The organism is Cystobacter fuscus (assembly GCF_044360685.1).
Lineage (GTDB): Bacteria > Myxococcota > Myxococcia > Myxococcales > Myxococcaceae > Cystobacter > Cystobacter fuscus_C.
This window is the reverse complement of record NZ_CP043491.1, coordinates 10,706,874-10,725,903: the sequence shown is the minus strand read 5'-3', so window position 1 is coordinate 10,725,903 and position 19,030 is coordinate 10,706,874. Positions and strand designations below refer to the sequence as shown.

General features: G+C 68.8%; 14 protein-coding genes and 1 pseudogene. 3 read left to right on the top strand and 12 right to left on the bottom strand.

Annotated elements, in window-relative coordinates; genetic code table 11:
• Nucleotides 1-67: 67 nt before the first annotated feature.
• The gene (locus F0U63_RS43860) at nt 68-1,156 is read right to left on the bottom strand and encodes an OmpA family protein (protein ID WP_395840452.1); all 1,089 of its coding nucleotides are present in this window, start codon (nt 1,154-1,156) and stop codon (nt 68-70) included.
• 23 nt (nt 1,157-1,179) lie between these two features.
• The gene (locus F0U63_RS43855) at nt 1,180-1,554 is read right to left on the bottom strand and encodes a hypothetical protein (RefSeq protein ID WP_395840450.1); all 375 of its coding nucleotides are present in this window, start codon (nt 1,552-1,554) and stop codon (nt 1,180-1,182) included.
• 256 nt (nt 1,555-1,810) lie between these two features.
• On the opposite strand from F0U63_RS43855, the pseudogene F0U63_RS43850 reads away from it, so the two are divergent.
• Together F0U63_RS43850 and F0U63_RS43845 are read left to right on the top strand one after the other, a co-directional pair.
• Nucleotides 1,811-2,629: pseudogene (locus F0U63_RS43850) on the top strand (endonuclease/exonuclease/phosphatase family protein); the annotation flags it as partial.
• 155 nt (nt 2,630-2,784) lie between these two features.
• Nucleotides 2,785-3,204, top strand: coding sequence for a hypothetical protein (locus F0U63_RS43845; protein WP_395840447.1), 420 nt, complete (start codon nt 2,785-2,787; stop codon nt 3,202-3,204).
• 28 nt (nt 3,205-3,232) lie between these two features.
• Here the strand turns inward: F0U63_RS43845 and F0U63_RS43840 are convergent, their stop codons facing one another.
• The 7 genes from F0U63_RS43840 to F0U63_RS43810 all read right to left on the bottom strand — a co-directional run bounded on the left by F0U63_RS43840 (nt 3,233) and on the right by F0U63_RS43810 (nt 12,517).
• A complete protein-coding gene (locus F0U63_RS43840; protein ID WP_395840444.1) occupies nt 3,233-4,021 on the bottom strand; it encodes an energy transducer TonB in 789 nt (262 codons plus the stop codon).
• Nucleotides 4,022-4,036: 15 nt separating this feature from the next.
• Nucleotides 4,037-4,471, bottom strand: coding sequence for a biopolymer transporter ExbD (locus F0U63_RS43835; protein WP_002626527.1), 435 nt, complete (start codon nt 4,469-4,471; stop codon nt 4,037-4,039).
• A 3-nt stretch (nt 4,472-4,474) separates the two neighbouring features.
• Entirely contained in the window at nt 4,475-5,179 is a 705-nt protein-coding gene (locus F0U63_RS43830) for a MotA/TolQ/ExbB proton channel family protein (RefSeq protein ID WP_395840440.1), read from the bottom strand.
• 162 nt (nt 5,180-5,341) lie between these two features.
• Complete coding sequence (locus tag F0U63_RS43825) at nt 5,342-7,735, bottom strand: DUF4215 domain-containing protein (RefSeq protein WP_395840437.1); 2,394 nt, start codon at nt 7,733-7,735, stop codon at nt 5,342-5,344.
• 11 nt (nt 7,736-7,746) lie between these two features.
• Entirely contained in the window at nt 7,747-8,949 is a 1,203-nt protein-coding gene (locus F0U63_RS43820) for a hypothetical protein (protein ID WP_395840434.1), read from the bottom strand.
• An 8-nt stretch (nt 8,950-8,957) separates the two neighbouring features.
• The gene (locus F0U63_RS43815; protein ID WP_395840432.1) at nt 8,958-11,918 is read right to left on the bottom strand and encodes a protein kinase; all 2,961 of its coding nucleotides are present in this window, start codon (nt 11,916-11,918) and stop codon (nt 8,958-8,960) included.
• Nucleotides 11,919-12,163: 245 nt separating this feature from the next.
• A complete protein-coding gene (locus tag F0U63_RS43810; protein ID WP_395840430.1) occupies nt 12,164-12,517 on the bottom strand; it encodes an SET domain-containing protein-lysine N-methyltransferase in 354 nt (117 codons plus the stop codon).
• A 315-nt stretch (nt 12,518-12,832) separates the two neighbouring features.
• Between F0U63_RS43810 and F0U63_RS43805 the strand changes: the two genes are divergently transcribed.
• Nucleotides 12,833-14,611: a M20/M25/M40 family metallo-hydrolase gene (locus tag F0U63_RS43805; RefSeq protein WP_395840428.1), complete on the top strand. Its 1,779-nt coding sequence runs from the start codon at nt 12,833-12,835 to the stop codon at nt 14,609-14,611.
• A 157-nt stretch (nt 14,612-14,768) separates the two neighbouring features.
• On the opposite strand, the gene F0U63_RS43800 is transcribed toward F0U63_RS43805, so the two are convergent.
• From F0U63_RS43800 to F0U63_RS43790, 3 genes are read right to left on the bottom strand one after another with little or no spacing between them, the layout of a single operon-like run.
• The gene (locus F0U63_RS43800) at nt 14,769-15,980 is read right to left on the bottom strand and encodes an ATP-grasp domain-containing protein (RefSeq protein WP_395840425.1); all 1,212 of its coding nucleotides are present in this window, start codon (nt 15,978-15,980) and stop codon (nt 14,769-14,771) included.
• 3 nt (nt 15,981-15,983) lie between these two features.
• Nucleotides 15,984-16,676: a phenylalanine--tRNA ligase beta subunit-related protein gene (locus tag F0U63_RS43795; RefSeq protein ID WP_395840423.1), complete on the bottom strand. Its 693-nt coding sequence runs from the start codon at nt 16,674-16,676 to the stop codon at nt 15,984-15,986.
• Between the two features lie 35 nt (nt 16,677-16,711).
• On the bottom strand, nt 16,712-19,012 hold the full coding sequence (locus tag F0U63_RS43790; RefSeq protein ID WP_395840420.1) for a DUF5916 domain-containing protein: 2,301 nt from the start codon (nt 19,010-19,012) through the stop codon (nt 16,712-16,714).
• Between the last annotated feature and the right edge of the window lie 18 nt (nt 19,013-19,030).

Genomic DNA, 19,030 nt, shown 5'->3' with positions numbered 1-19,030 from the left:
CCGCATGCGCTCGCGCGAGCGCTCGAGGCCCCGCGGCCCCGTGAAGGGCGGCGGGGCCTTTTCTCTTCTACGGCTTGGGGTCCTGCTTCACGCCCGAGCCACCCACGCCGCGCTCGAGGATGATCTCCACGCGGCGGTTGTTGGCGCGGCCCTCGGCGGTGGCGTTGGAGGCGACGGGCTCGTCCTTGCCCTTGCCCTCGGTGCGGATGCGCTCGGGGTCCACGCCCCGGCCGATGAGGTAGTCGCGCACGGCCTCGGCGCGCAGGTACGACAGCTCCTCGTTGAGCTCCGCCGAGCCCAGGCTGTCGGTGTGCCCCTCGATGACGAGCGGGTTGGGGGCCTTCTTGAGCGCCTCGGCCACCTCGTTGAGCCGCCGCCGGGCCGACACGAGGAGATCCGAGCTGCCCGAGCGGAACAGCACGCTGCCGGAGAGCGTGAGCACCAGGCCTCGCGACTCCTCCTTCACCTGCACCTGGCGGATGTTGCGCAGCTCGTCGGCCACCTCGCGCTGGGCACGGGCCTCGGCCTCGGCGGCCGCGGCGCGCTGCTCGGCCTGGAGCCGTGCCTGGCGCTCCTGCTCGAGCTGCGCGTTGAGCTGCTCCATCCGGCGCTGGCTCTCGGTGAGCTTCGCCTGGCGCTCCTGCTCCTCGCGCTGGGCGCGGGCCTGGGCATCCTGCTCTGCCTGGAGGCGCGCCGTCTCCTCCTGCTGGCGTTGGATCTCCGCCTGGCGCTGCTCCGCCTCCGCGCGCAGCCGCTGCGCCTCGGCGAGCTCCTGACGCGACTGCGCCAGTTCCCGGCGCGTGCGCTCGGCGTCCTCTGTCCGGATCAGCGCGAGCTGCTGCTCCGCCTGTGTCCGCTCATTCAGGGCCACCGCGGTGCGGGCGAGGGACTCGGCGATCTGCGCCCGCCGCAGCGCCACGTAGGCGAGCGTGCGCGTGCGCTCCGTGTTCTTCTCGCGATCATAGGAGCGGTTGGCCTCGTCGAGCGCGTCCCGGGCCTGCCCGAGGGCGTCCGGGGCGTATTGCACCGCCGGTCCCGCGGAGGCCTCTTGATAGGCACCGCGCGCATCCACCAGCTCGCGCGGTGTCATGGCCGCACACCCCGAGAGCGCCACGGTTCCGAGCACTCCCCATGTCAACGCCTTCCATCCCCGCATGGCTCTCTCCTTGGGCATTCCCGTCATTGCTGTGCCGGCACCGTGTTCTGCTGGAGCTCGCGCACCTGCTGGAGCACCTGATCCGCCTCGGCGCGGGCCGGGGCCTCGCGCGCCAGCGCCAGGGCCAGCTCCGCGTCCGCCGCCGCCCGCTTCAGGAACAGCGCCGCCTCATCCCGCCGGTTCTGCTCGATCAACCGGCGCGCACCCTGTGTCTGCTGCCGTGCCCACTCCAGGTGTTGCGCCGCATCGGGATGCTGGGCGGCACCCGCCTCCTCCGCCTGCTGGATGGGCACCTGGGTGTCCACGAACGGCTCGGACGGACCGTACCGCAAGGGCGCACCCACACAGCCTGTCAGTCCCAGCACGCACCACACCGCGCCGGCCATTGCCTTTCGCATCGCTGTCGCTCCCTGGCTTCGAGGCCAACGCTCGGGAGATGTGCATGGGAGAGCAGCGGTACAACCCAGGGGCCCCCTTGCTGGCTCGCCCTCCTTCCTTGTCTGATGGGCTTGCCTCCTCGCCCTCCCACCGGACGACCCCATGCCCATCAGCTCCCTGGCCTCGACGCCGAGCCGCCCTGGCTCGCGTCTGCTGTTCTCCCTTCTCTCTCTCTCGCTCTCCGCTTGCGGAGGAGACCTCGCGCCCGACGCTCCGATGGTTTCGGACGCCGTCTCCCAGAGCGCGCCGCTCGCCAGCACCCGGGTACGGTTGATGGCCGCCAACATCTCCAGCGGCAACTACCAGAGCTACGACCCGGGACACGGCACGCGCATCTTCCAGGGCACCAAGCCCGACGTGGTGATGATCCAGGAGTTCAACTACGGCGACAACTCCGCCACCGCCATCCGCTCCTTCGTCAACACCGCCTTCGGCTCGAGCTTCTATTACTACCGCGAGGCCGGCGCGCAGATCCCCAACGGCGTCATCAGCCGCTATCCCATCATCGCCTCGGGCGAGTGGGACGACACGCAGGTGACCAACCGCGACTTCGCCTGGGCGCGCATCGACATCCCGGGTCCCACGGACCTCTGGGTGGTGAGCGTGCACCTGCTCACCACGAGCAGCTCCGTGCGCAACACCGAGGCGACCAACCTCGTCAACTTCATCAAGTCCAAGGTGCCCGCGGGCTCCTTCATCGCCATTGGCGGTGACTTCAACTCCGACTCCCGGAGCGAGGCGCTCTTCTCCACCTTCTCCTCCGTGGTCTCCACCGCGAGCCCCTACCCGGCGGACAAGAATGGCAATGGCAACACCAACGCCAGCCGCGCCAAGCCGTATGACCATGTGCTGGTGAGCAGCAACCTGCGCGCCTACCAGACGTCCACCGTCATCGGCACGAGCTCCTTCAGCGGGGGCCTCGTGGTGGACACGCGTGTGTACTCGCCCCTGTCGGACATCTCCCCGGCGCAGAGCGCCGACAGCGGCGCCACCAACATGCAGCACATGGCCGTCATCAAGGACTTCCTCGTCCCCGTGCCGTAGCACGTGCGCCGGGTCGGCCGTTCGCCCCCTGACACCCGCTCCCCGTGCGTCAAAAGCCTGTCGGGCGCGGGGCACGGACGTGCATACGATGTGGACTCTCCGGTGGGGCGGTGCGCCGCTCCCCTTCCACTTCGGAGGGAGACAGCATGGTCGACTTTCGCAACTTCATTGGCAAAGGCACCACCTCGGGCACGCCGCTGAACATCTTCGCGCAGGTGGTCTTCTTCGTGAACGTGGGCGGCGGCGAGTTCGTGGACCTCGGTCCCCAGCAGGCGGCCTTCAAGGGGAAGATCGACACCCCCTTCTACAAGGGCGAGCTGTCGCTCACGCTCAAGCTGCTCGAGGGCGGCAAGGCGGAGATCAACCTCAACGGCTCCAAGGCCGCCCAGGCCACCTACACCACCGCGGGCAGCAAGCTGAGCATCGAGGCGAAGTTCGGCTCCCACGAGCAGGTCATCTCCTTCGAGCCGGGTGGCAAGGGCAACGTGGAGACGTACCTGTCGGTGTCGGGCAGCAAGAGCATCAACGTGCACCTGGCGCCGGGCACGAAGCCCGCGGTGAGCTGAGGCCCCGAGCGGGCCCGGCGCGGGCCCGTCAGTCCAGCACGAAGGTGTAGGAGTACTTCATCTCCGTGGACACCGGCTCGCCGTTCTTGATGGCGGGCTTGAAGCGAAAGCGCAGGAGGGCGCCGCGTGCCGCCTCGTCGAGCCCGTAGCCGAGCCCCTTGATGACGACGGCCTTCACCACGCGCCCCTCGGCGTCGATGGTGATGGACATGGTGACCGAGCCCTCGACGCCCGCGCGCCGGGCCTCGTCGGGGTAGGGGATCTTCACCTCCGAGGCGACCGTGGGCTGGGTGTCCACCTGGTACACGGGCACGTACTTGGGCGCCGAGTACCCCTTCACGTCCTTGGGATCCGCCGCCGTGTTGCCCGTCTTGCCATAGACGGTGTTGCCCACCGGCGCGGCGAAGCCGCCCGCGGCCGTGGTGGAGGACAGCGACAGGCCCACCACCAGCGGCACCGGCTTGGCGGACGGCTCGGGCGGAGGCGCGTCATTGGGGGGCGGGGGCGGCGCGTCCGGCGGAGGCGGCGGAGGCGGCTTCTCGGCCCGGGCAACCTTCACCGGGGGTGGCGCCTTCGGCTTGGGCGGGGGCGGCTTGGGCAGCTCCTGCTCGGGTGGAGGCGGCGGCGGGGGAGGCGGCTTGATGACCTCCACCATTTCGAGCTCCACGGGCCGCTGGACGTTGGGGGCCGGGCGCTCCGCCACGTTCGAGAGCAGGGCGAAGCCCACCCCGTGGGCGCCCAGCGACACGAGCAGGAACATCGGCACCCAGTCGCGGGAGCGGCGAGGGGGCAGGGCGGAGAGGGTGGCCTGGCTCATGTCCGGGGGCCCTCCTCAGGGCGTGGCGGGAGAGGCCGTGGGCGCCACGTCCTTCTCGATGTTGAGCGCGAACTTGGCGATGCCCTGGCCCTTCACCACGTCGATGAGCCGCATCACCCGGCCGTACGGCAGGCTCTGATCCGCGCTGATGATGGCGCGCGTCTCCTTGTCCTTGGCCAGCGCCTCGGTGACGCGGCGGCGCATCTCGTCCTCGCTCACCTCCGCGCCGTCGAAGAAGAGCTTGCCCTGCTTGTCGACCACCACGTTGACGAGCCCCTGCACCGTCTCGCCGCCGTTGGCGGCCCGGGGCAGGTCCACCTCCACCGTCTCGCGCACGATGAAGTTGGCCGTCACCATGAAGATGATGAGCAGCACGAGCACCACGTCCACCAGCGGGGTGACGTTGATGCCGGTGATCTCCTCGTCGTTGTCCTGCGCGCCGCCGGCCATGGACTAGCGAGCCTCCGTGGAGGCGCCGGGGCGCGCGGCGTTACGGGCCTTGAGGCTGCCCACGAGCGCATGGCCCAGCGCGTTGGTGCGCGAGGTGAGCGTCTTGAGCTGGCGGTTGAAGACGTTGAAGGCGACCACCGCGGGAATGGCCACCGCCAGGCCCACCGCCGTGGCCACGAGCGCCTCGGAGATGCCCGCCATCACCGTCTGCTGGATGGCGGCGCCCTTGGCTCCCATGTTGCCCAGGTCGTGGAAGGCCTTGATGATGCCGAGCACCGTGCCGAACAGCCCGATGAAGGGGGCGTTGTTGCCCAGCGTGCCCAGGAAGGACAGGTAGCGCTCGTACTGGGGACGCTCGCGCGCCACCGTGGAGGCGATGACCTGCTCCACCGTGTCCGGGCCCTGCTCCACCGAGGCCAGCGCCTCGCGCAGCACCGCCGCCTCCATGCCCTTGCGCTCACCCACCGCGGCGCGCACCGCTTCCAGCTCGCCCCGGGCCAGCCGCACCGCCAGCGCCTCGGAGTCCGGCAGCCGGTGCGTGGCGAAGTACACCGCGCGCTCGAGCATCAGCCCGATGGAGAACACCGAGAGCACCACCAGCACCCACAGCACCCACTCGGCGCTGGTGAGGGTGACGCCGAGCAGCTTGCGGCTCAGCCAGCCAACCTGCTCATTGCCCGTCTGGGCCAGGAGGACGAAGGACATCATGCGAGACCCGAGGAATGACGAGGGAGGAGCGTGCCGGGAGAAAACATGCCGGGTGTAACATCAACGCGCCGCGTTCATTCTTCGCCCAGGTTGGAAAGTCAAATGAATCAGTCTTCACGTGCGCTCAGGTGCGAGGTGTAGGACTCCCACCTGCCCCGGGATTCAGGGAGGCACGCAGGTGTGGGTGGTGGGGGAGCAGGAGAGGGAGGGGGCGCAGTCCTCGTTGCGCACGCAGCCCGTGGCCTGGGGACAGTCGAAGCCCTTGCCGCCCGCCATGCCGGTGACGAGCAGGGCGTCCTTCTCCTGTCCGTTGCCGTCCGTGCTCTCGAGGATGGGCCGGTTGCCGAAGGTGCCGTGCTGGTTGTGGGTGAGGAGGATGTCGTTGCCCGCGAGGGCCGAGGCGGAGAGCTGGAAGTCACCGCCCACGTTCCGGATGGCGGAGTAGATGCTCAGGGCCACCTCCTCGGTGGAGGCGCCGTTGGAGACGGACACGGCCTGGTGGCCCGAGGCGACGGCGCCGTTGTGGTCGAACTCGAACACCACCGGGGGGTGGAGGCCGTCATCGAGGGTGAAGGTGTCGCCATCCCGGAAGAAGACGCCGCGGGTCTGGACGGAGAGGCGGCCCGTGGCCTGGGCGAGCTGGGCGTGGGTGCACGCGTTGTCGCAGGTGCCACAGGCCTGGGTGTTGCCGTCGTCGCACGCCTCGGGGCCATTCTTGACGCCGTCTCCACAGACGGGGCCGGTGAGGGTGAGGACGGTCGAGCACGTGGCGTCGCACCGGGTGCAGCTCGCGGTGCCGTAGTCGCACGCGTTCTCGGTGAGGGTGTTGCCGTCGTCGCACTTCTCGTTCGGGCCATTCACGGCGCCATCGCCGCAGTAGTTGCCCTTGAGCGACAGGGGCGCCGAGCACACCGCGTCACAGGCCGTGCACTGGGGCACGCCATAGGGACAGGCGGTCTCGGTGGTGGTGTTGCCGTCGTCGCACTTCTCGCGCGCGTCGTTCACGACGCCATCGCCACAGGCCCGGCCCTTCAGGGAGCGCAGCTCCGAGCAGGTGGCGTTGCACGCCGTGCATTGGGTGGTGCCGTAGGGGCACTCGGTCTCGGTGATGGCGTTGCCGTCATCGCAGACCTCCACGCGCTTGGGGCCGTTGCGGTTCACCTTCCCGTCGCCGCAGATATTGGGCCGGCACGTGCCGAGGCAGTCGTCCTCGTCGCTCCGGTTGCCGTCGTCGCACTGCTCGTTCGCCTGGAGGTTGGCGAGGCCATCGCCACAGGCCGCGGGCGTGCAGTCGTTGTCGCACCAGGCGGAGAAGCCGCCGGTGTCGCACTGCTCCTTCGCCTCCGGGTTGAGGAACCAGTCGCCGCAGACGGCCGGGGTGCAGTCGGCGTCGCAGGTCGGGGAGTTGCCTCCCGTGTCGCACTGCTCGCCGCGCACGGCGTTGACGTGGTTGTCTCCGCACACGGCGATGGTGCAGTCGCTGTCACAGCCGAGGCTGTCGACGGCGCCCGGGTTGTCGCACTGCTCCCCGGCGGTGGCGTTCACCAGGCCATCGCCGCACACGCGCCAGGTGCAGTCGCGGTTGCACTGCTTCGTCTCCTTGCCGTCGTCACAGTCCTCCAGGCGCGGCTGCTGCCGATCCACGAGGGCATCGCCGCAGGTCGCCAGCAGGCAGGAGTTCAGGCAGTTGTCGGTGTTGGACGCGTTGCCGTCGTCGCACTCCTCGTCATCGTCGCGGATGCCGTTGCCGCAGCCCTTGCCCGAGCGGCAGTCGAAGCTGCACTCGTCGTTGGGCAGGGTGTTGCCGTCGTCACACAGCTCGCCGGTGGCCCGGTCCACGATGCCATTGCCACACGTCTCGTCGGACTTGCAGTCCACGCTGCACCCGTCGCCCTCCTCGTTGTTGCCGTCGTCACACACCTCGCCGCGCGCCCGGTCCACGATGCCGTTGCCGCAGATCTCGTTGGACTTGCAGTCGGCGCTGCACCCGTCGCCCCCCTCGGTGTTGCCGTCATCGCACTGCTCGTCCCGCGAGCCGTCCGTGTAGCCGTTGCCGCACACCTCCAGCGACAGACAGTCGGCGCTGCACCCATCGCCGTTGTCGTTGTTGCCGTCGTCGCACACCTCGCCTACCTGGGTGTCGGTGATGCCGTTGCCACACGCCTCGCTGGACTTGCAGTCGGCGCTGCACTTGTCGCCGTCCTCGGTGTTGCCGTCATCGCACTTCTCGCCCTGGCTCACGTCCACGATGCCGTTGCCGCACACCTCGATGGAGCGGCAGTCCCGGTTGCACCCGTCGCCCTCGAGCAGGTTGCCGTCGTCACAGGCCTCGCCCGGCTGGAGGCGGCCATCGCCGCAGTCCGTCTTGATGCACACGTCCTGGTTCGCGGCGCACTGCTGGCCCGTGGGGCACACCAGTCCGGTGGGGCAGATGACGCTCGTGGGCTCGAAGCAGGCGGTGAAGAGGAGCAGGAAGAAGGGCACCCCGAGCAGCACGGCCCAGGGCCGCGGGTGGCCGCGGCGGGTGGGGAGGGCGGAGGAATGCACTCGGTTCATGGGATTCCTCTTTAGAAGCGCACCAGGGCCTGGACTCCGCCCGAGCCGCCACCCAGCAGCGGGCTGATGCTCACCTGGGGCTGGGCGAGCTGGGCCGGGTCGATGCGGTAGGCCTGGGGTTGATTGAGCGCGGTGAGGACCGCGCCCGTGATGAAGGCCGCGCCCCCGACGGTATAGCCGACGATGGCCGAGGTCTGCAGCAGATAGCCGCGCTCGAGCTGGGTGGCGAGGGCGAGGGGCGGCACGCAGCCGCCGCACGCGGCGATGCCCTCGTCGAAGGAGCGGAAGTGCTCGCGGGCATGGGTGTGCATCCAGGCGCTACCTCCGGCGAGCGCCACGCCCGCGCCCATCACCAGCCAGGGCATGGCGACGGGGAAGCGGCGCCGGTAGCGCGTGAGCTCCTCGGTGGTGTACAGCCGCAGCGCGACGTGGGCCGTCTCGCCGGGCAGCAGGGTGCGGTTCAGGTTCTGGGGCAGGTAGCCCGGGCGCGCCGCCGCGAGGGTGTGCGCGCCCGGACGCACCAGGCCCGAGTACTTCCCGGGGGCCTGGAACAGGGGCTTGCCATCCAGCAGCACGGTGGCGCCGGGCGTGTCGCAGGTGATGTCCAGGCGCGCGAGCTGCTTCTCGAGCAGCAGCTTGTAGTTGCGCGCGTACTCGTACTTCTCCGTCTCCAGCGGCTCGGCGCCGAAGCGCAGCGCGGCCACCAGGTGCTCGTACACCTCGAGGGGCTGGTCCAGGTTCATCAACGCCAGCGCGAGGTTGTAGTGGATGGCCGGGTGGCTCCACAGCGCCAGGGCCTCGCGGTACTTCTCGCTGGCCTTCACGAAGACGGCGTCCTTGAGCAGGGCATTGCCCGCCTGGAACAGCTCGAGCGCCCGCTGCTGATTCTCGAGCGGCACGCCCTCGGCCCAGGGGCGCTCGGGGGGCGCGCTCGGGGGCGGCATGGGAGGGGTCGCCTCCGGAGGGGGCGCCGTGGGGGCGTCGGGCGCGAGGGTGGAGGGCGGGGGCTCGGACGAGAACGGCTCGGGGGCGGCGAGCGCCTTCGGCGACCGCTTGTCGCGGGCCTTCCGGGAGCCCGTCTGTTTTCCCCGGCTCCCCTCGGGGGCGGAGAGGGCCTGCTGGGGAGCGCGGGGGCGTGGCGCCGCCAGCGAGGACGGAGTCCACGGGGACACCAGTGTCACCGCCATGGCCAGGGCCACGTGCCCCCTTCTCATGGCGTGCCTCACTTCAACACCTCGATGACGGGGCCGCCGAGCTGGGATTGCAGACGCTGCGCGCGCTGCTGCTCGCGGTGCAGCAGGTTGGACAGCTCGCTCGCCGCGCGGATGGCGTCCTCCTGGGCGTCGCGCGCGGTGACGGCGCTGTGCTCGGCGCGCCTGCGGGCCGTCTTCGCGCGCACCCGCGCCACCTGGGCGCGTTGCAGCGCGAGGATGAGCTCGTCGTTCTTGCGCAGCAGCTCGGCGTTGGACAGCTCCACCCGCGCGTTGGCCTCCTCCGCCGCCTTCTGGGCCTTCTGCCGCTCCAGCTCCTTGGCCTGCACCTCGGCGAGCCGCTGGCGGGCCTCGGCCTCCGCCGCTCGCGCCGCCGTCTCCGCGCCGCGCGCCACCGCCTCGGCCGCCTGGGCCGCCGCCGCCTGCCGCTGGGCCTCGCGCTGCGAGTTGCGGATGACCACCAGCGCCACCGCCGCCGCGATGACCAGCAGCACCAGGAACGTCGTGCTGCCGGCCACCAGCACGCGCCGGAGCCGCCGGCGCTTCCTGGCCTGCGTGGACACGGCCGCGAGGAAGTCGCGCTGCTGCTTCGGCAGCTCTCCGCGGAAGCGCCGCTGGAAGTGCGCGGCCTCGTCCACCAGCTCGCCGCGCCACAGCAGGTTGGGGTCCTGGTTGTTCGCCTGCCACTGCCGGGCCGCGTGGCGCAGCTGCTCGAGGAACGCCGAGTCCTCCTGGCCCTCGTCCAGCCAGCGCTTGAGCGTGGGCCAGCTGTGGATGAGCGACTCGTGGACCATCTCCACCGTGGCCCCCGTCGCGCCGCCTCCCGTCTGCACGACGAGCAGACGCGCCTGCACCAGGTGATCGATGAGCCGCTGCATCTCCGCGGTGTCCTTCGTCAGCTCGCGCAGCTCGTCCACCGCCACCAGGGCGCGGGTGCGCTCGGGCGTCACCAGGCGCAGACACAGCGCCCGCACCAGCGCGCGCTCCTGCGCGGACATGCTCGCGAGCACGCTGTCCGCGTGGCTGGCGAGCGCGCCGACGATGCCGCCCATCGACTTGTAGGCGTCCACGGTGAGCTGCTGCTGCTTCTTGTCCCGCTCCTCCCACAACTGCGTGGCGGCGAACTGGAGCAGCGGGAGCGCGCCCTGGGTGGCCTCCAGGTGCTCCAGCATGTTGTCCACCAGGGCGGGCGTCTCGAACTGGTAGCCGGCCATCTCCGCGGGCTGCACCAGCGCGTCGCGCAGGCCCTCGCGCGAGGGCGAGGTGAGGAAGAAGAGCCCCTGGGCCAGCTCCGCCATGAACTGCTCGTCCTCGGGCACCCGGTCCAGGAAGTCCGAGCGCAGGGCGACGACGAGGCGGATGGGGCTCGTCGCGTCGTCCGCGATGCCCGTCAGACACGCGGTGAAGGCCAGGCGCTCGCGCGCGTCGGGCACCAGCGTGTAGAGCTCCTCGAACTGGTCGACGAAGACGAGGATCTTCCGCTTCTGGCGCCGGGCGCGGCTGCGCAGCACGCTGCCCACGTAGCCGGGCTCGGTGTACAGCCGCTCCATGAGCCGCTCCTGCTCCTGGATGTCCTCCTCCACGGTGGTGGTGGAGCTCATCAGGGGCACCACGGTGCTCGCCAGGGCGGACAGGGGGTGGCGGCCGGGGCGGATGACGATCGCGTCCCAGGCGGTGCCCGAGCGCTTGAGCACGGGCACCAGGCCCGCGCGCACGAAGGAGGACTTGCCCGTGCCCGAGGGGCCCACCACCGCGAGCAGCGGCCGGTCCTGGATGCGGTTGACGAGCGCGGCGATCTCCCGCGTGCGGCCGAAGAAGCGGTCCGCGTCGGCCTCCTGGAAGGAGGACAGGCCCGCGTAGGGGCTCTCGTCGAGCCTCAGCTCGCGGCTGAAGCGCCCCGGCAGGAAGGGCTCCAGGGCGTGCAGGAGCGAGAGCGCGTCCGGGAAGCGCTCCTCCTTGTGCTTGCGCAGGCAGCGGTCGACGACGGCCGCCAGCTCCGCGGGCACGCCGGGCGCCATCTGCCGCAGGCGCGGCATGGGGTCGTCGAGCACGCCCGTCACCATGAGCTGCGGGCCGCGCAGCGGCTCCAACGGGTGCTTCCCGGCGAGCATCTGGAAGAGCAGGATGCCCACCGCCCAGATGTCCGTGCGGTGATCCACGGGCACGCCGATGCCCCACTGCTCCGGGGACATGTACGCCATGGTGCCCATGAGGGCGCCGAAGTGGGTGAGCTCGCCCTGCTCCTGGGGGCCGCCGGACGGCATCCGGAGCGGGCCGGGGAAGGCGGAGGGGTCGGACGTCTCCACGCCCTGGAGCGTCTTGGCGATGCCGAAGTCGAGCACCTTGATGGCGCCCGAGTCGGTCACGATGATGTTCTCCGGCTTGAGGTCGCGGTGGACGATGCCCTGCTCGTGGGCACACGCGAGCGCCTTGACCACCGGCACCATCAGCTCGACGGCGCGTGTGGGTGGCAGTTGGGCCGTGCCGATCGCCTTGGTGAGGGGCTGGCCCTGGAGGTACTCCAGCACCATGAAGGGGCTGTTCTCGTACTCGCCCACCTCATGGATGATGACGATGTTCTCGTGGCTGCAGCGCGCGGTGGCGCGCGCCTCGAGGATGAAGCGCTGGGTGAGCTCGGGGTCCTGGGTGTGCAGGAACTTGATGGCCACGCGCCGGCCGAGCCGCACATCGCGTGCGAGGAAGACGGTGCCCATGCCGCCGCTGCCCAGCTCGCGGATGAGCTCGTAGTGCTGCAGGTGCACGCCGGGGCGCAGCTTCTGGACCCGCTTGCCGGGGCGCGTGTCGTCGTAGGACGCGGGGGCGGGGGGGGCCGCGGGGGGCTCCTGGGTGGCGGCGACCGGCTCGTAGAGCGCCTCCAGCTCCGCGGCCACCCTGCGCTCGTCCAGTGCTCCCGCCACGGCCATGGGGCGCGGCAGCGGCCTGCTCTGGGCGATTGCTTCGTTGTTCTTCATGTCCGGCGACGTTCCCTGCGACCGCGTTCCCGAACCGGGGGGTTGAGAAGGGGAGGCGCCGTCCATTGTCGCTGAGCACGAAGCCCGTGGAGCCACCCCCCGTGTTCATCCAGAAGCGCTGGAATCATACACGGACGGGCATACGGAAGCACCCATGCCTCCCCTCCCAGGCTCTCTTCCGGGAGGCGCGCGCCGTCCGGTGGCTTTTCACGGGGGGAGCGCTCAGGCGGGTGGGGCGCCCGGGCTCAGGGCATCTGCTGGCCGCGCGTGTTCCACCAGTTCTCCCCGTAGCTGATGCACAGCTGCTCACCCGGCTCGATGTCACGCAGCGCGTAGAAGGTGAACACGTCCTTGGGCGAGGGGCCGCGCTGGTAGCCCCGGTAGTACGACACGTTGGGCTCCTGTGCGTGGTTGTAGATGGACCCGAAGCCGAACACGAGCGCCACCCACTCGCCCCCCTGGTCCTCCTCGTGCGGGCCCCACTCGATGTTGAACACGTAGTCGGTCAACGGTGAGGTGCGCAACGTCCGGAAGGGCGCCTTGAGATAGTGGCACTCCTCCAGGATGGTTCCCTCGGCGATGGCCTGGTCCGTGAACACCCCGTACCCCCACTCACACGGTCTGACCTTCAATCCTGGATGAACGAAGAGCGACTCGCCTGGCTGCATTCCGGGGTTGCTATCACGAACGGCCACACCCGCGAGAAGCGCCTCCGCACCCCTCCCTCCCGGGCGGCTTGATGCTCTGTCCTCCAACGTCCGCCGGCCTCCGTCCGCGACTTCACACTTCTAAATCTTCCCTGAAGTGCCCTGGGTGCAATAAGTTCGCGCATTGGTGGATAAGTCCGCCTTTAGTGGGAACCGGACTGCTCCGGTTTCCACTTCCCCCCTGAAGAAGCACCCGAGGAGAAGTCCATGGGAATGAGCAAGTTCGGTTCTGTCGCCGTATGGCTCGTGTGTGCCACGCCCGCGTTGGCGGAGGCCCCGCGGGAGAAGCAGGTGTGGATCACCATCGGCACGGACGCGCTGGAGCCCGTGCGGGGTGTCTTCCAGGGGAAGGGGCTGAAGCTGGCCGCGCCCACGTCCCAGAAGGGCGGCGTGGCGGTGCTGCGCGTGAGCGAGTCGCAGGTGGAGCAGCTGGCGCTGGCGGTGCACGACAAGCTCAACCGCTGCGCGGGCTTCATCGCCCATGACTCCGAGCAGGAGGCGCTCGCGGCGATGGAGGCCGCCAACGCTCCCCCGACGCTGGCCGCCTCGCTCATCAGCTACAACATCAACAACCCGGAGACGGTGAGCGCGCTCCTGGGCTCGGTGACGGAGACGGAGATCCGCGGCACCATCAACTCGCTGTCGAGCAACTGGACCAACCGCTACTACAACGTGCAGAACGGCGTGGACGCGTCCAACTGGCTCAAGAACAAGTGGACGACGATCGCCGCCGCGCGCTCGGACATCACGGTGGAGCAGTTCGCGCACACCTGGAAGCAGCCCTCCGTCATCGCCACCATCACCGGCACCACGCTGCCCAACGAGGTGGTGGTGATCGGTGGCCACCTGGACTCCATCAACCAGAGCAGCCCCTCCACCGGCACGGCGCCGGGCGCGGATGACGACGCCTCGGGCGTGGCCTCGGTGACCGAGGTGCTGCGCGTGGCGGTGCTCCATGGCTACAAGCCGGCGCGCACGGTGAAGTTCATGGCGTACGCGGGCGAGGAAGTGGGCCTGTACGGCTCCAAGGCCATCGCCAACTCGTTCAAGACCAACGGCGTGAACGTGGTGGGCGTGCTGCAGCTGGACATGACCAACTACAAGGGCTCCAGCTACGACTTCGGCATGGTGACGGACAACACCAACGCCACGCTCAACGCCTTCACCACCAGCCTCATCACCAAGTACCAGCCGGGGCTCACCTACACCAACATCTCCTGCGGCTACGGCTGCTCGGATCACGCCTCGTGGAACAGCGCGGGCTACCCGGCCACGATGCCTTTCGAGGCGACGATGACCACGGACAACCCGCAGATCCACACCACGGGTGACACGCTGGCGTTCATGGGCGGCACGGCGGCCAACTCGGTGAAGTTCGCCAAGCTGGGCGCCTCGTTCGTGGCCGAGGTGGCCAAGGGCGCCACCACGGGCGTCACGCCTCCTCCGACGGACGGTGGCGGCAACGGCGGTGGGACGATCCCGACCGCGACCTACGACGCGACGTACAAGGCGCCCCGCTGCGCCACGGCGGGCATCGGCTGCGACTCGGGCACGCTGCTCAACGGCCGCGGCAGCAAGGGCCCCGAGTCCAACGCGCCCAACACCATCAACGCGAGCTGCGCGGACGGCTCCTCGGGCACCTACCACTCGGATGAGTCCAACGACGCCCTCAAGGTGAGCACCACGGACGGCACGACCCTGGCCGCGGGCAAGACGGTGAAGATCGAGGCCACCGTGTATGCCTACTCCACGTCCTCCGACAAGCTGGACCTCTACTACACGACGAACGTGGCGAGCCCCACCTGGACGCTCATCGGCACGTACAGCCCGAGCTCCACCGGCACCACCACCATCTCCGCCACGTACACCCTGCCCGCGGGCAGCGTGCAGGCCATCCGCGCCAACTTCCGCTACCAGGGCAGCGCGTCCGCCTGCAGCAGCGGCGGCTACGATGACCGCGACGACCTGATCTTCGCGGTGCAGTGACGCCGTCCGGGCGGCTCCCTCCTCCTCGAGGGAGCCGCTCGTGTCCCGGAAGCACGACGCCCCGGACCGTGGCCCAGGAGGCCAGGGTTCCGGGGCGTCGTGTTTCACGCTCCCGAGGAGCGCGCCCCGCTCGGGCGCCTCCCCAGGCTCGTCCAGGTCAAGCCTTCTGCTGCATCTCGATGCGCACCATGTCGACGACCCGCTGGCAGATCTTGGCGGCCTCCTTGGCGGTGGCCGCGGTCGCGATCACATACCCCGAGCGATCCAGGGACTTCTGCACCGTCCGGACCACCGAGCCGGGACGCAGGGGCAGATTCAGCGTGACGACTCCTGGCTCGAGCCGGGCGTACTCGACGCCGCTCACCTTCTTCACGACTCCGGGCGGAGGCGTGAAATACCGGATGGCCGCGCCGCCGAAGGGCGTGGGGGCCTGGACGGGCGGTTCGATGACGCGGGTAGGCCAGCCCACGGCGCACTCGTAGAGGTCGAACCCGCACGACAGTCTCACCAGGATGGGCAGCCAGTCTCCGCCCAACCGGTTGTGGGTCTCGATGAGCCGCGGCCCCTGGGGCGTCAGCTTGAGCTCGGTGTGCGCCGGACCGTCGGAGATGCCAATGCAATCCAGGAACGACCCGAGGTACTTCACCACCTCGGCCTTCTCCTGCTCCGACAGGAGGGCGGGCATCTCGTGGGCGATCTCGACGTAGGGATTGGCGCTGTTCTCGAAGTATTTGGTCTCCTCGTTGATGCCAAACACGAAATGCTTCCCGTTGAACGAGTAGCTCTCGAGCGAAAGCTCCCGGCCTTCCAGGAACTCCTCCATCAGGAAGTCACCATTGAACATGGCCACCGTCTCGGCCAGGTTCGTCTTCTCCTCCACGCAGTAGACGAGCTGGCTGCCCACGCCGTCACGAGGCTTGATGATGAAGCGGGAGGAGCCCACCTTCTCCCGGAACCGCAGCAGATCCTCGACGGTCCGTCCGAGCTCCGCCTTCACCGTGTCGAATCCAGCCGCGGCGAGGGCCCGGCGCATCGCGTGCTTGTCGCGCGTCTTCTCGACGACCTCCGGAGGCACCGCCGGCAGACCCAAGGCGACGCTCAGCTTCGCCGCGGGCATCAGGCCATACTCCGTCAAGGAGATGACGCGATCGACGGGATGCGTGCGGTGGATGGCCTGCGCGATGGGCTCCAACAGGGGATCGTTCTCGTAATCCAGGACGATCACGCGCTCGGCCATCTGGAAGAGCTCATCCTTGACGAGCTCCCGCTTCTGGACGACCACCGTACTGATCCCCAGGCGGTTCGCACGATCCAGGAGGCTGATCAAGGCCTCCGCTCCACCGATGATCAACAGTCGTTTGTGGCTCATGTCTCACTCTCCCTGAGTGTTTTTCGAAGGAACTTCGGTTTCGAGGAACCGGACCGTCACGTCCGGACAGGTCAGCCGGATGAGGCGGATGAAGTGCTCGCAAATCTCCTGATTGAAATCGCGCCCGGTCCGGGCGTTGCCCAGCGCGATACACAGGAGCGAGCGGGTGTCGTTCACGATCCGGAAGTCGTGGGCGTCCACGTCGCGCCGCCCCAGCCACGCCAGCGGGCGGCCACCGCTGGCATAGAGGAGGTCGCCGGCCCCGAGACGCTGGGGCTTGTTCTTGAACAGGGGGATGATTTCTTCCTCGCCCGTGGCGCGGCCCACCACCAGGTCATCCCGAAGCCCGGACGCATCGTGGAGACCGAGTCCCGAGCAATACATTGCACTCACGACATTGCCGGCATCGACGACGTTGTTGTAGCGCGGGAAGCCCTTCCTGGTGATGCCCTCGACCAGCCGCTGTCCCGCGGGGAGCTGCTGGGAATACCCCAACGCCTCGAACAAGTCGGCGAAGCCCGCCGTCTCGGGCCGTTGCTGGGGAAGGCCCGCCTGGATCATCTCGACGACTCGCGCCACCGGCTCGTCGAGCGCCTCCTGCCTCCCTTCCCGCACGAGGACTCCATCGAGGATGCACGCCACGGGGTTCTTGATCCCGAGTTCGTAGGCGGTCTTGTGTACGATGAGCTTCTGCATTCATCCGGCCTTGGAAGAGGAGCCTGTCCACCGGGTCAGAGGTCGAACCGGTAGCGCACTTTCATCATGAACTGGCTGACGGTGGGATACCTGAACGATTCGCGAGCCAGGGCGCCGTACGAGCCCTCGGCGCTGGAGTCGCCACCCCGGGCATACACCAGAAACAGATCCGACAGGGGGGCGAACTCGTAGCGGTAGCGGAGCTGGAGCGCGAAGGTGCCCTGGGAGATGTCCGCAGAGGGCGCGCTCGTCAGGGTCTGGAAGAGGTCTCCCGTATCGTCGATCTCCCAGTTCGAGGTGGGGCGGGCGCGCAGGCCGAGCCACTGCATGCTCAACTTGAGTTGTTGCCGCGGCGAGAGCAGGGCCGTCAGGTCGATGCGTGGCGTGATCTGCAACCCCTCATAGGTCGCGAACGTCCGTGCCTTCTGCCAGATCAGCCAACCGCTGAGCCGCTCGACGGTCACATTCGTTTCCATGCTGAAGTACTCGGAAGGACTCAGTCTGACCACCAGGCTCGCCAACTGGGAGAATCCACCCAGATCCTCGCCACGCCCTTCCGCGATGACTCCCAGGATCCAGGGCTTGCTCTTGTCGGACCAGGCCTCGACCCTGGCCTCCAGCCGATCCGCGACCCGGAAGGCACCATTGCCCCGGCTGTTGCGATCGTCCCAGTGGCGCGGCTCATAACCCAACTGGGCCGTGATGAAGGTGTTTCCCCGGAAGGTGAGATCCTGGGTGAGCTGGAACAGGGTGTCCACGAGCTGCCGGTCGGTGTTCCACCCGTGGTTCGTCAGGAACTCGGTGCGCATCTCCTTGAGCAGGCCATCCAAGGGCCGCGTCCGCGTATAGGTATACTCCACGCGCGAGAGATCATTCCTCCGGAGGTATCCGAAGTCGTTGAGCTGCAACTTGTCGCCGTAGTGCTCGAGCGCGAGCTCGTGGGTGTCCCCAGGCGAGGGCGTCAGCGTGTTCTCGACCCAGGCGCCGTAGGCACCTTCCCCCGAGCGCAAGCTGAAGAGGCCCTGTCCATCGGTCTGCCACATGCCGTTCGCCGTATGGAAGTGACCATCCATCGAGCCCACCCAGGCGGTCGTCCGCGGGGTCTGGACCACGGTTCCGAGCAGACCGAGGGCGCGGTATCCTCCGCCCTCGCCCTCGAGCAGAACACGCCCCGTGCCGAACTTCCGCCCCTTGAGCCTGGCGTTCGTCACCGAGTCGTCGGTGAGGAGCTTGTAGTTCGCGTCGGACTCGGCCGCCCCCATCACGCCGTACTGAACGTTCCCGGTCTGGCCCACCAGCTTGGTGGCCGCGAGGATCTCCGACGCGCCGGGCAGCCCTTCGATGCGTGTCCCAGAGGAGACCGCGGGCCGCTCGGGTGCGTTTCCAATGCGGCGCGTGTGCACCACGTTGACCCGCCCTGTCTGGAAGATGTCCTGCCCTTCGGTGAAGAACGGCCGCTTCTCCGGAAAGAAGGTCTCGAAGGCCGACAGGTTCACGACCAGCTCATCCGCATCCACCTGTCCGAAGTCGGGAAGGATGGTCGCGGACAAGCGCGTCTGGGCCGTTGGATTCCAGAAGGCATCCAGACCCGCCCGGAACCCGGGCTTCATCCCGGTCTGATCCAGATTGGGGGAAGCATACGGGTACAACGTGATGTTGGGGCGAGGCTCGACGTCCTCCACCACCATGGGCTGGAACGCCGACAGGAACTGGGGGTTGGCCGCCGGAATGGCGGGCCATGTCCAGCGCTCGTTCAATGCCGCGACCCAGCGGGCGAAGTACAGCCCGATGCGCCGTTGCTTCTCCACCCCTTGGGGCAGCGCGAACATGGACCAGGGGAGAAGCGCCTCCGCGCTCCACCCGTCCGGCCGCGACTTCGTGGCCCGGCGCCACGGCCCATCCCAATTCCAGTTGTAGCGCCGCTCCGGCAACAGCGTGCTGTCCGCCGCGGAGCCACCCAGGAAGATGCCGAAGATGTAGCCGTAGCGCCCGGTGCCGGTGGGATCGATCCCTATCTGGATGAGATCTCCTTCCAACCAGAGATCATGGGGACTGAGCCGCTGGACCTGCTGCTCCAGCGGCTGCTCCGCCCAGACGCCGACGTAGATTCCCTTCTCGGAGTAGAAGACCTTCGCGAGCGTCGGGTAGGTGGGCTTGTTCCCCGAGTTGGGAATCACGACCACGAAGTCACTCAAGGTGGTCGCATCCGCCCAGGCGGGCTCGTTCAATTCACCATCGATCTGGATTCGCGCCGAGTCCTCGCTGATTCGAGGAAGCGGCAATGCTCCGGATGCACCGACCAGACTCGCGATGAGGATGTGTGACAAGAGCATCATGGGCGGTCAGACCGGTGA